General features: G+C 61.9%; 9 protein-coding genes. 5 read left to right on the top strand and 4 right to left on the bottom strand.

Annotated features, from left to right (window positions below):
• Positions 1 to 37: 37 nt before the first annotated feature.
• From ACVJ6E_RS16370 to ACVJ6E_RS16355, 4 genes are all read right to left on the bottom strand, one after another.
• The gene (locus ACVJ6E_RS16370; RefSeq protein ID WP_120269889.1) at positions 38 to 1,102 is read right to left on the bottom strand and encodes a toprim domain-containing protein; all 1,065 of its coding nucleotides are present in this window, start codon (positions 1,100 to 1,102) and stop codon (positions 38 to 40) included.
• A gap of 67 nt (positions 1,103 to 1,169) precedes the next feature.
• On the bottom strand, positions 1,170 to 3,293 hold the full coding sequence (locus ACVJ6E_RS16365; protein WP_120269888.1) for a ParB/RepB/Spo0J family partition protein: 2,124 nt from the start codon (positions 3,291 to 3,293) through the stop codon (positions 1,170 to 1,172).
• 179 nt (positions 3,294 to 3,472) lie between these two features.
• Positions 3,473 to 3,844, bottom strand: coding sequence for a DUF2958 domain-containing protein (locus ACVJ6E_RS16360; RefSeq protein WP_120269887.1), 372 nt, complete (start codon positions 3,842 to 3,844; stop codon positions 3,473 to 3,475).
• Entirely contained in the window at positions 3,841 to 4,806 is a 966-nt protein-coding gene (locus ACVJ6E_RS16355; protein ID WP_120269886.1) for a zincin-like metallopeptidase domain-containing protein, read from the bottom strand. The genes ACVJ6E_RS16360 and ACVJ6E_RS16355 overlap by 4 nt, the downstream gene beginning before the upstream one ends.
• Before the next feature lie 312 nt (positions 4,807 to 5,118).
• Between ACVJ6E_RS16355 and ACVJ6E_RS16350 the strand changes: the two genes are divergently transcribed.
• Genes ACVJ6E_RS16350 through ACVJ6E_RS16330 form a run of 5 tightly spaced genes read left to right on the top strand, consistent with a single transcriptional unit; the run spans position 5,119 to position 11,830 of the window.
• Positions 5,119 to 5,736, top strand: a complete 618-nt coding sequence (locus ACVJ6E_RS16350; RefSeq protein ID WP_120269885.1) for a type IV toxin-antitoxin system AbiEi family antitoxin domain-containing protein — start codon at positions 5,119 to 5,121, stop codon at positions 5,734 to 5,736.
• Complete coding sequence (locus ACVJ6E_RS16345; protein WP_120269884.1) at positions 5,729 to 6,598, top strand: nucleotidyl transferase AbiEii/AbiGii toxin family protein; 870 nt, start codon at positions 5,729 to 5,731, stop codon at positions 6,596 to 6,598. Before ACVJ6E_RS16350 ends, ACVJ6E_RS16345 begins: the two co-directional genes overlap by 8 nt.
• Before the next feature lie 58 nt (positions 6,599 to 6,656).
• Positions 6,657 to 7,889, top strand: coding sequence for a Druantia anti-phage system protein DruA (locus ACVJ6E_RS16340; protein ID WP_120269883.1), 1,233 nt, complete (start codon positions 6,657 to 6,659; stop codon positions 7,887 to 7,889).
• 39 nt (positions 7,890 to 7,928) lie between these two features.
• A complete protein-coding gene (locus ACVJ6E_RS16335) occupies positions 7,929 to 10,757 on the top strand; it encodes a hypothetical protein (protein ID WP_199681371.1) in 2,829 nt (942 codons plus the stop codon).
• Positions 10,754 to 11,830 (top strand): hypothetical protein, encoded by a 1,077-nt coding sequence (locus ACVJ6E_RS16330; RefSeq protein ID WP_120269882.1) that lies wholly within the window; start codon positions 10,754 to 10,756, stop codon positions 11,828 to 11,830. Before ACVJ6E_RS16335 ends, ACVJ6E_RS16330 begins: the two co-directional genes overlap by 4 nt.

Raw genomic sequence — 11,830 nt, 5'->3', positions numbered from 1 at the left:
TCCGACGTCACCGCCATAGCCCGCCCCGCAACCCCGTTCAGGCGGACAGAACAGACTCCATGAACCTGGCGACATCCTGCGGGGCGAGTTGGACCCGGATCGACGCCCGGAAGGCGTCGAGACCACGTAGGCGCAGATCCTCGTTGAGATCGCCCAGCATCGGCGAGAGTGGCAGCGCCTCTATGCCGAGCGCGTCTGCCCGTTCGACGAGCGTGTCCCTTGCGCCGTCGCCTGCCGGATCGTCATCGTGCACGATGTAGAGCCGGCGCAGCGTGTCGGGGAACAGGATGGCGGCAAGATGGGCTGCCGAGAGCGCGGCTGCCATGGGCATCTCGGGCACGACACACCGCAGCGACAGCATGGTCTTGATGCCTTCGCCGGCAGCCATGACCTCGCCCGCCACGCCAAAGCGCACTGCATGACCGAACAGATCGCCCATTGCCCGCCGCGGTGTCTCGATCGGGGCTTTGCCGAGGGTCGCCTCGTTGAACCCGTTCGGATCGAGCCAGGTGCGATGCGCGCCAGTCTGGTGACCGTCGAGATCGGTGACCGAAGCGATCAGGGCCGGCCACGTCTCTGTCGGGCTATGCTCGTCGGGCCGGTAGTAGCAGCGCGGATGAAACCGCAGCGACCCGGTTCCGTGCAGAGCCGTAATGCCGCGTTTACGGAAATACGATTCCGCCAGTGTGCCCGCAATCGGCTGCGCCATGGAGAACAGACGTTTGGCCGCCAGTAGTGAACCCGTTGGTGCGGGCGATTTGCGTCCGTGTGATGATGCCCGAGCCGGCTCCGGGTGCGGCAGGGCCAGGAAGCGACGGGCTTCGTCGGCCACGTCCCTGAATTCCGTCAAACCGCAGCTCTCGCAAATGACGTCGAGCAGGTCGCCATGCTCTCCGGTTGCGGCATCGGTCCATTTGCCCGCTGCGCCCTTGCCGGAGTCGGGACCGGTTAGGCGCACGAACATCGAGCGGCCCGGCGCGTTGCGCACATCGCCCACCATCCAGTAACGGCCCTCCCGCCGTCCGGCAGACAAGTATTCGCGGCACACCGCCTCGGCCTGCCGGGCGAGACGCTGCGCGAGTTCGGATGCGTTCTCCGGCATCGTGTCCTCCGAACGAAAAAGGAGCCGCCATCGCTGGCGGCTCCTGACAGTGCAGTTGGCTCCTTGGTTATTCGGCCGCGGTCGCGAGGCGTTCGAGCGCGACCGAGTCATCCTCGGCCATGTCCTCGTCTTCGGCCATGGCCGATTCGCCGCCGTTCGCCGCCGTTTCTTCGACCGTCGTATCGGTGCTCGCTTCGACGAGATCGGTGGCGTCGGTTTCCACGGCCTCCGGTGCATCGCGGCCCGGCGTGCGCAGCGGCTCCGGGAGCCACCTGGTTTCGGCCAGCAGCGCCTCGGCCTGTTCCGCCATCTCGGCCTTCTTCAGGTGCTCGATCCGGTCGGCGTCGCGCTGGCCTTTGGCTTCAGCGACGGCTTGGAGAATGCGGGCCTTGGTGACGCGGCCAAGGAACGCGTCGATCGTCGGCCGCCACCCAGCCGCAGCCATGTCGAGTTCGACAGCTTGCGCCAGTTGGTCGGCGTGATCGAGCGCGCGCGGCCGCCGGTTCCAGGCTTCGTGCACGGCGTTGACCGACAGGCTGACGACATGGGCGAAGAGCATCGCCTGGCTGTCGCCATCCCACTCCTGGAGCGCGTTCCAGAGATTGGCGGAGTCCTTCGGCAGGACCTTCGTCCAGGTCTCGTGCCGGGCGCGGATCGCCTCGGCCGAGGCGCTGTCGTTTAGCCCCGGCGCCTGGGTACCGAAGCCGACGCTCTTCAGGTCCAGTTCCAGGCAACTGTCCGACCCATAGTGATAGAAGACCTTGAGCGTCAGCGCGTGGAGCGCCGCGTGGAAGGCGACCTGCGGCTGCTCGCCGAGCGCGTGCCGCAAGCAGAGAGTGCGATGAGCGGTCAGCTCCGTCATCAGCCGGTCGGAGATTGGCGACAACCCCTCGTCCTCGGGCTCCGGCGCGGAGGTATCGGCCTCAGTCTCATGATCCTCCTCGCCGTCTTTGCCGCCGACGACGCCAGGGCCCTGGCCGCGATCGTCCTCCTCGGCCTCCGTCTCGACCGGCCGTTCGTCCTCGGGGCGGACATAGCCGCGCTCGACGCGGAGCCGCCCATCGGGCGCGATGCTGATGAACGCGCCCGCCCGTCCGATCTCGTCGGGATCGAACGACAGCGGCCGCCCCGCAAAGGCCTCGAGCGCCGTTTCCAGCTCGCCGAGCCGTTCATCGACATCGTCCGGCAGTTCGTCGGCGTCCTCGTGCTCGGCGACCAGGCGATCGTATTCGGCCTGCAGGGAGTCGTGCGTGGATTGCTCCTCGGCCGTGAGCGGCACGGGCTCGCCGCGTAGCTGACGAAGGCCGAAAGTATGGCCGTAGGCGAAGTCCGGTGCGACCTCGATCCACTTCCAGCCTTCCACAGCGATCGCCTTGGATTCCGCCTTCAGCTTGGCCGCGACCATCTCGTCGACCAGCGCCACGTCCTGAAGCCATCCGCCGTCGTCGCCCTGGAACAGATCGCGAAGCACGGTGCCGCCAGCCTCGATGTAGGCATCGACGCCGATAAACTCGGCGCGCTTGTCAGACGCTCGCACCGCGCCCTCGGTCAGCATGCGGCGGATGACGTAAGGCTGCTTGTTGTAAGACGCCTTCAGACGCTCGAACACCTGTTCCTGGCGCTCGTGGTCGCCCGAGACGTTGAAGGCCATGAGCTGGTCGAGCGTCATGCCGTCCTCGGCGTAGATGTCGAGCAGAGCCGGCGAGACCGTGGCAAGCTTCAGCCGCTGCTTGACCACGTTGACCGAGACGAAGAACGCGGCGGCGATCTCCTCCTCGGACTGGCCCTTCTCGCGAAGCGCAAGGAAGGCGCGGAACTGGTCGAGCGGATGCAGTGGCGCGCGCTGGACGTTCTCGGCCAGCGAGTCCTCCTCGGCGATGCCGCCCTCCCGGATCACGCAGGGCACCGGCGCCGTCTTGGCGAGGCGCTTCTGTTTCACCAGCAGTTCGAGAGCGCGATAGCGCCGTCCGCCGGCGGGGATTTCGAACATGCCGGTCTCGGCGCCGGTTTCGTCGACAACGGCCCTTACGCTCAGCCCTTGCAGCAGCCCGCGCCGGGCGATGTCCGCCGCCAGCTCCTCGATCGACACGCCGGCCTTGACGCGCCGGACGTTCGACTGGCTGAGCACGAGCTTGTTGAAGGGGATATCGCGCGAAGACGACAGGGCGATTTTCGTTGCAGCAGTAGCCATGGGGATTTGCTCCGCGACGGGCGCCGAGAGCCTCTCTCTCAGCCTCCAACCCGTCACGAAGCGAAGCGCCGCCCTCTTACTCTGAGGACGGCGCCGCCTGCCGGCGATCCGGAGACGCGCAGACCCGGAGATGCGGATGTGCGCATCCCCGGCTCTGCGGATTTCAGGAAGGAAGGCATTCACCCGCCATCACGAAAAGGCTGCGCCGCGCGATAGAGGATACGTTCGGCCGCGCGAATGCTCCCGGCCTTGCGGGCCGCTTCCGCCCAGACCGAGATCGGGAAATCGCCGGTGAAGTGGATGTCGCGCTCGATCCCAATGCGGAAGGGCAGGCGAATCGAAGTCAGTTCCTCAAGCGAGAAGCTGCCGAGCTCCGGATAACCGATGTCGGCGAGGCCGAAGAGCGTATCGCCGTCCGCGTCGAGCTCGGTCGCGAGCCAGACGCCTTCGCCCAGCGGGTTGAAGAACTTGACCACCGGCATGTGGTCGACATCGCGCTGCCGACCATTGGCAAGCAGGAGATCGCGTTGGTCGTCGGTCAGGAGGATCATGCCCCCCTCCTGTCGAAAGAGAGATCTTCCTCATCGCGCCGCCGCTGCTCGTCTTCAGGCAGGAAGGCCAGAAGCCAGTCGGCGGCCTTGCTCGCCTGGCTGGCGGCGCGGACGATGGCGCGATTGTCCTCGCGCAGCACCTCCAGCCAGGACCCGATGTAGTCGGCATGCCGAACCGTAGGCTCGATGCCGAGCGACGCGCAGCAGAAGGCGGCGTTGATCTCGGCGATCAGTTCCTCGAAGGCATATTTCTTCGATCCGAAGGAGCCGGAGAGGTCGCGGCTGAGCCGGTGGGGCGCGCCGCTGGCGTGACCGAGTTCGTGCAGCGCCGTGCGGTGCCAGTTGATCGGCTCGAAATAGGCCTGCGGCGGCGGCACCTGCACATAGTCATGCGCCGGGACATAGAAAGCCCGGTTGCCGCCGATGCGGAAATCGATCCCCGTCGCCGCGATCAGCGCCTCGACGCGCGGTTCGATTAGTCCTGTCGGCACCGGTGGCGCGGCGGCCGCTACGTCCTCCGGCAGGTTCTCACACTGGTCGGTATTGAAGACGGTGAAGCGTTTGAGGAAGGGGATCGCCTGCGCGTCCTCGCCGGCCTCACGCGCACGGCGCTTTTCGTCCTCCGGCACAAAGCGGTCGGCATAGACCACGGTGGTGCCGCGTTCGCCCTTACGGACATTGCCGCCCAGCGACAGAGCCTGGCGGAAGGTGAGCCAGCTCTGGCCGAAAAAGCCACGTTCGATTACCGCGCCCCAGAGTAGCAGCACGTTGATTCCGGAATAGGTTCGGCCGGTCGAGGCGTTCTTCGGCAGGCCGAGCGGCGCCTTCGCCGCCGCCGTGCCCCATGGCTGGACCCAGGGCACCCGGCCGGCTCCCATCTCGGTGATGATCTTGTCGGTGATCTCGGAATAGAGATTGGCCCGGTCGCGCTTGACGCCCGATTTGCGGTTCTGTCTGGACATCGCGGTTCTCCGCGACGGGCGCCAAGGGCCTCTCCCTCGGCTTTCAACCCGTCACGGCAAACCGGTCCGCACTATCACTCTCGGGGCGTTGCGGGGTGTCCCCCGCAGAAGGGGTCGGTCGAGACTACAGGCTCGACCGCAGGGGAACGCTTTCCCCTCCCGGGCTTTCCACGTCGCGGTTCATACGCTTCCAATCAGCGGCACGGTGACTTCCAATCAGCCGATCCAACAACCTCGTTGGTCTTTTCCTTTACTGCCCTATATGATACAAAACCTCACACCATGGATGTTGAAGTGCGAGAGTATGTATCTATGCCTCAGGCCCGGTCCCAGCGCGAGATAGCCCGCGATCTCCTCGCGGCGCGTGGGATTCTGCGCCTTGCGGAACTCAGGGATGCCGGCGTGACCGCCGCAACCGTCAGCCGTATGGAAAAGGATGGCGAGGTCATCCGACTGGCGCGCGGGCTCTATCAGCTTGCCGACGCAGAACTCGACGCAAACCATAGCCTTGCCGAGGCGGTCAAGCGTTTCCCCAAGGGCGTGATCTGCCTCGTCTCGGCGCTCGCCTTTCATGGAATAACTGATCAGCTTCCCAGGAAGGTGTGGATGGCGATCGGCCGGAACGACTGGACGCCGAAGCCGAGCGACATGCCGATCCGCGTGTTGCGTTTCTCGGACGATCTGCTTGCCGACAGCGTCGAAACCCATATGATCGAAGGCGTATCGGTAAAGGTGTTCGGCGTGGCAAAGACCGTTGCTGACTGCTTCCGGCATCGCGGCAAGATCGGTCTTCCTGTCGCGCTTGAGGGCCTGCAGGAATCCCTGCGTCAACGTAAAGCCACGCCGGCCGAGATCGCGAGGGCCGCGGATACAGGTGGGGTCGGCACGGTGATCCGCCCCTATCTGGAGGCGCTGACAGCCAATGGCTAAGGAGATCAAGAACATCGGCGCCTCGGTGCGCGCCCGGCTCCTCAACCTCTCCAAGGCGAACGGACAGAGCTTCGATCTGGTGCTCACGCGCTTCGCGCTGGAACGCCTCCTGTTCCGGCTCAGCCAGTCACTCCATGCCGAGCGCTTCGTGCTGAAAGGGGCCATGCTGATGATGAGCTGGTTCGACGATCCGCACCGCGGAACGCGCGATCTCGATCTGCTGGGTTTCGGCGACCCGAGCGAAGCCGCGATACTGGCGACATTCCGGGACATCCTCGCTCAGAACGCCGAAGACGGCGTCGTGTTCGATCCGGAGACGCTGCGTGTCGACCGCATTCGCGAGGAACTCGACTATGGCGGTCTCCGGCTACGCGCCATCGCCTCGGTCGGCGGCGCCCGGATCAACCTCACGATCGACATCGGCTTTGGCGATGCGCTGGAGCCCGGAGCGGAAGTCGTCGACTACCCCGTTATGCTCGATCTGCCCGCGCCGAGACTGCGCGCCTATGCGCGGGAGACGGTCATCGCCGAGAAATTCCAGGTGATGGTGGCGCTGGGCCGGGCCAACAGCCGGATGAAGGACTTCTACGACATCTGGCTTCTCAGCCGGTCGTTCACCTTTAACGATGATAGGCTAGCCCGCGCGATTGCAGCGACCTTTACGCGCCGCGAAACGGTGATCCCGACCGAGTTGCCGGATGCCCTGACGCTGGAATTTGCGACCGATGCACAGAAGCAAAAGCAGTGGCGAGCTTTCGTTGAGGATGTAGACTTCAATGCACTAGATTTATCGGCGGTCGTTGAAGACCTTGCCATCTTCCTCTTGCCGCATGCTTCGCGGGCTAGAAAACTGATTTCTTGAAACGTCGTAATATGTACGCGAAAAAAGACATTGCAAATTTCGGGGGGCACAACTGAGAATGTCAAAAAGCAAGGGAAATGTCGTTAGCATTGCTTCTCGTGAAGCCCACATTAAACGAAAGCTGCGCCGACATCTGCATTCACTAGGTTTCGAGAAGTCTGAAGAAGGTGCGCTTCGCATTGAAGGGTCCGGAAAGGACATTGTTCGTACGCTACACCGCGCGCAGCGGCAAGAGCGGCTCCATCTAAACCGCGAGTTCATTGCCGCCAAGGCCGAGAAGCTGTTGAGGCATTTTGCGTCTGGCAAGGAAATTGATCCCGATAGAATTTCGCCGGTACTCGAACGTGTATCAGCGGGGACTCCGCAAGGTGATCTGTTTCGCCTCGCATCGCTGACATGGTCGGTTCCAGTTTCAAATGGCTTCGGCAGGCGGCTGCGGTATCTCGTCTGGGATGAAAACAATGGCAAGCTCATGGGCCTCATTGCCATCGGAGATCCGGTCTTCAACCTCGCGGTGAGGGACAAGCTCATTGGTTGGGATACCCATGACAGAAGCGCCCGGCTCGTCAACGTGATGGATGCTTACGTTCTTGGAGCCATCCCCCCCTACAACGAATTGCTGGGCGGGAAACTTGTAGCCTGCCTGCTTCGGAGCCGAGATTTATATGACGATTTTGCGCGCACCTATGGCGGTTCCACCGGAATAATCTCGAAAGAGGAGAAAAAGGCGCGTCTGCTCGCTGTTACCACATCGTCTTCAATGGGGCGTTCGTCGGTCTACAATCGCCTCAAGCTCGGGGGTCAACAGTATCTGAAATCTATCGGCTATACGGGTGGATGGGGACATTTTCACATCCCGGATCGGTTATTTGCAGAATTGCGAGATTACCTGCGCGATATCGACCATACCTATGCAGACCAGCACCGTTTTGGCCAAGGACCAAACTGGCGTCTGCGAACCACAAGAGCAGCACTTTCGGCGCTCGGTTTCAAAGAAGATATGCTGCGACACGGAATTCAGCGCGAGGTCTTCATTTGTGAACTTGCCAAGAACGCCGCCAAGATATTGCGCACAGGAAAGGGGAAGCCTGACGTCGAAGACCTACTCACTGCCAAGGAAATATCCGAGTTGGCGCTCGAGCGGTGGATGGTGCCTCGGGCCGAGCGCATGCCTAAATTCAAGGACTGGAATTCAAACGACATTGTCGATCTCTTTGGTAATCAGACCCGCATGCTCCGCAACCAGCTAAAAAGCTCTGATTTGTTCAAGGAAACGGCCTCGAGGTCATAGTTGGTCATGGCTGTGCCTTTGGACCAATGGCAGGAGCGAATGGAGCAGCATTTTGCGGCGCTTGCAGAGCGTCGCGCGGCGTCCGGCTTTCCTATTTTTGCTCTGGAGCACGGTCTGGATGATGGTAAATTGGAGGAGATTGCCGAGCAGCTACGGGCGCGCCTGAACACCGGACTGAGACTAGCTCCACACTGGTTGCTCTGGACAATCTATGCGGCAGAGAGGGGATATACTTACGAAGGCGGTGAATATTGGCAGTCCTTCGAGGATGTTACACCCGGCTGGGATTCCCGAGACAGGTATCGGGTTACGGCGTGGTTCTCGAAATTCCAGTCAACCTACAATGGCGTAGTTCCTTCCGGACCGTGGGCGTCGCATTTCAGCATAATCGCCTGGCCGACCACCCATGCAGTCTTACCCCGCTATTTGCAGCAGCAGTTTGCCCGGACATTATATGATTTGCGATTCACGCTTGCGCGGCTGACGACGATCGAGCCTGCGGCAATTGGCCGTTTGATAGCCACAAATGTCTACTACGCGTCCACACGTTTCGAGCAGTTTCTCCAGCAAGAGGAACTGGTCGGCCGTATCGTCCTTGCGCTTCTGCACCAAGATCCACGTGAAGGTGAAGAGCCGCTTCTGCCCGCTACGCTCGATCGGATCGTTGCCGATCTCGAGCAGATGCGACATGCTCGCGGTTGGCTAAGAGAGGCGAGTCGCGTTGTAGCTGACCGCTTCAAAGGCATTGGTCGGGGCGCCGCGCCTCCATCTTCCGGCGAAGGCCAGGCTTCAGTAGAACAGCGGCTGCAGGAAACTAGGCCTGATATTCGGCCCGATTTGCGCTTGCGATATGCCGGCGACGGGCGTTGGACGCTCGTGATTGATGTCCCCAATTTCAAGGGGATTGCCGCGCTCAATCCGGATATCCGGCAGTTTCTTCGGCAGACCCGCTCGAAGTTGAATGGCGATGATGTCAGACGGCCGGCGGGCTGGGTCCTTTCCGGCAACCGCCGTGCGGTCCTCAAGGCTTGGCCTGACCCGTCTAGGCCGTTGGTCAGTTTCGAGTCTCCAAACGGAGTCGTCGATCATCTTCTTGAGAGCGAATGCCGAATGAGTCCGGGTCCGATCTGGCTCTTCCGCATTGGCGCTGATGGCATCGCCCGCGAAATTGCTAGCCGCCTCATGCGACCCGGTTATGATTACATCCTGGCGTCGCCCGATGAATTTGAAGACCTGCAAGATGGCATGACACGTTGTGCCATCGAATGCAGCGATATCTGCGCTATTCGAGTATCTGTGCCTTCCGATGTGTCCAGCGCATACATGCAGTGGCTGCGGATACGGAATCTCGAACTTGCCCGAACCGTCCGTGTCTGGCCTGCCGGTCTGCCCGGACGAAAATGGGATGGAGAAGGGCGTAGCGAATGGCTGACAACCGAGAGCCCGTGTTTCGGAATCGTTCCCGATCACCCAGTGGACTCCTACTTGGTCACACTCAACGACGGCGCGGCAACGGCCTTCCAGGCCGGAGAACCGGGAGAACCAACCTTCATTCAGTTGCCGCAACTGGCGGCGGGGACACATCGGCTCAGCGTCAAGGCGCGCCGCAGTGCGGCTCTGGATGGACTCGGGGCGCCGCCCACGCATGAGGGTTATCTGGAACTCAGGGTACGCGAACCTGAACCGTGGACCCCCGGGACGACCTCGCATGTGGGACTCGCGGTCATGAGTAACCCGCATGACGCCACACTGGACGTGTTTTGGGAAAATGAGTTGGACCTCACGGTTTTCGGACCCGAAGGCCGTCAGGTCATCCCGCATGTAAGCCTTGAGGATGCTAAAGGCGTGGAGATCTACAGCGCCCAGGTCTGTCCACCGATGGACCTGCCGATCTTCCCGGAAACTTGGAAGAAGCGATTTCTGGAGTACCTGCGGCGGGAAAATGCGGAGTGGCGCTACCTTGAAGCCGCTTCTGGCCTTCTCACTATCGAGGGGCAGGAACTTGGGCGATTCGTCGTCCGGTTCGATCATGATGCACTGCCGGTCCGCTGGGTGCTGCGTCATCGAGGCGAAGCCGTTTCGCTTCGGCTTGTCGACGACACGGGGCAAGAATACGTGGAACCGAAATGTCGATTTTTCAGCTTGGAAACGCCAACTCGAATCGAGCGCGTCGACGCTGGGAGTGCCCTTACGGGATTCGATGTTCAGCCCCCAGGCGGGCTGTTTATCACCCAAAACGGTAAGTTCCGGGACTTGGTCATCGTGAGCACCGGGCTGTCCGACATCGGCCTGGAGGGCTTGGGCGTTCAGCCTGTCTACGACAGTATTGCCGATAGTCCCAAATCTATAATCAAGCATATGAGAATATTGCGCTACTGGAGGTCAGCGCGGCTCGCCGGTTTTCTTGCTAACGCGCGGCGGGCTCAGGTGGTGATTGGCCTGACCACTCGCCTTTACGGCGCCCTGGCCGGGCGAGACTGGGGCCGAGCCGAGGCCGCTTTCATGAGAAGCAATGATCGGGAAAGAAGTTTCGATCATCTGCAATCGTTGCTTGATCACAGGGGTGGTTTTCCGGCCGTGCTGCGCCGCGATGCCGTGAGCATCGAGGGCGGAAGAAGGGCGATCGCAAGCTGGTATGCCGAGTTGGCTGGGCGCTATGGCGTTTGCTCCGATCAAGCGCTTTGCACCCTGGCGGTCGACATAGCCAGCCGGCCGTACGAGGTGCCGCGCCTTTACCGTGACAGGCTGCCGACACTTCTCAAACGCATCATGGCGAAGCCACTGTTGCTGCGCGGCGCTCGGGTTGTCGCGCTCAGCCACGCCAGCGCGGACAATCGACCCGCAGAATTGCTGCCGAGGTGGGAATGACGATCACCGAACTCACGCCGGACGAGGTTCTAGGCTACTGCCGGGCTTCGCTTGGAATGGGGAGCGAGCCTTCTGAGCTTGACGACATTCTGCTGGCCGGCCTCTTGCGTCGCGCAGCAGGAATACACTGTCCATGTTCAAGGTCCGCGCTGCGTGCTGCCCTCACGGAAAGTCTCGTATACTTGCAACCGGATCGCGGCGCACTTGCTGATCTGCTGGACAATCTGATAGAGGCCATGATCGTCGCCGGCGACTTGTTGGAGCTACCCGACGTCGCGACCGATGATCCTGAGGTCAAGGGAACTTGGGTATTTGCAGCGCCACCATCTTTTGTAGCTCGCCGGACCGGAAGCATCTTCCTGACCGGAATCGCTCCCGATCAGGACGCCGCCCTGCCGGAACACCTGGCCCGGCGCGTGATCCGCTCTCACGTGACGCAGTTTATCGTGCCCGAACCCGGCGAGGATCTGATCGATCAATTGACCGCGCACGGGTTGCATCAGTTATCTGAGGCGGTCTGGCTCCGATCGCCTAAGGCGCAAGCCCCGGAACAACTGGTCCAACGTTTCGAAAACCAACTGGCATCTCAGCCGACGTGCGGCCCGGTATCCGGTCTCGAAATACTCGATCGGGATACCAAGGTCACTTACTATCGCGGCCGATGGAACACACCGCGTGGTCAGACCGGAACATTCGTCGCCCGCCGACCGCAGGAGTTCGGAGCGCCGCTCTGGAGCTTTGCCGAACTCATTGACGGCACGCTGAAGCGCATCGTTGATCTTCCCCCTAAGCATTATCGTTGGCGCGGATGCGACGCCGCGTGGCATCTACAAATGGCGATCGACCACCGTGCGGGGCAGCCACAGCAATACCAGCGCAGTTCGACAGATGCCGGTGTCCGTTTCGATTTCTTTTCGCCGCTGCCACTCTGGGCGCAGCGCCGATTGATGGTTCTCGGTCACGAACGTCCACGCAGCAGCAGCTTGCTTGCGTACGAGATCCCCGCGGCAGAGGCGGCAGAAGAAGAAAAAAACCTTCAGGAAAACTTGTGGCTGGTGCCAACGGACGCGTAA

This window comes from Stappia sp. G46H5W, from assembly GCF_058448995.1.
Note: the sequence above shows the minus strand (reverse complement) of the source record. Positions and strands in the feature narration are given on the sequence as shown.

Excerpts from the sequence above, each read along its gene's own strand:
- ACVJ6E_RS16355 (WP_120269886.1), bottom strand. The coding sequence starts at position 4,806 with ATGTCCAGACAGAACCGCAAATCGGGCGTCAAGCGCGACCGGGCCAAT.
- ACVJ6E_RS16330 (WP_120269882.1), top strand. The coding sequence starts at position 10,754 with ATGACGATCACCGAACTCACGCCGGACGAGGTTCTAGGCTACTGCCGG.
- ACVJ6E_RS16335 (WP_199681371.1), top strand. The coding sequence starts at position 7,929 with ATGGAGCAGCATTTTGCGGCGCTTGCAGAGCGTCGCGCGGCGTCCGGC.
- ACVJ6E_RS16360 (WP_120269887.1), bottom strand. The coding sequence starts at position 3,844 with ATGATCCTCCTGACCGACGACCAACGCGATCTCCTGCTTGCCAATGGT.
- ACVJ6E_RS16340 (WP_120269883.1), top strand. The coding sequence starts at position 6,657 with ATGTCAAAAAGCAAGGGAAATGTCGTTAGCATTGCTTCTCGTGAAGCC.
- ACVJ6E_RS16365 (WP_120269888.1), bottom strand. The coding sequence starts at position 3,293 with ATGGCTACTGCTGCAACGAAAATCGCCCTGTCGTCTTCGCGCGATATC.
- ACVJ6E_RS16350 (WP_120269885.1), top strand. The coding sequence starts at position 5,119 with ATGCCTCAGGCCCGGTCCCAGCGCGAGATAGCCCGCGATCTCCTCGCG.
- ACVJ6E_RS16370 (WP_120269889.1), bottom strand. The coding sequence starts at position 1,102 with ATGCCGGAGAACGCATCCGAACTCGCGCAGCGTCTCGCCCGGCAGGCC.
- ACVJ6E_RS16345 (WP_120269884.1), top strand. The coding sequence starts at position 5,729 with ATGGCTAAGGAGATCAAGAACATCGGCGCCTCGGTGCGCGCCCGGCTC.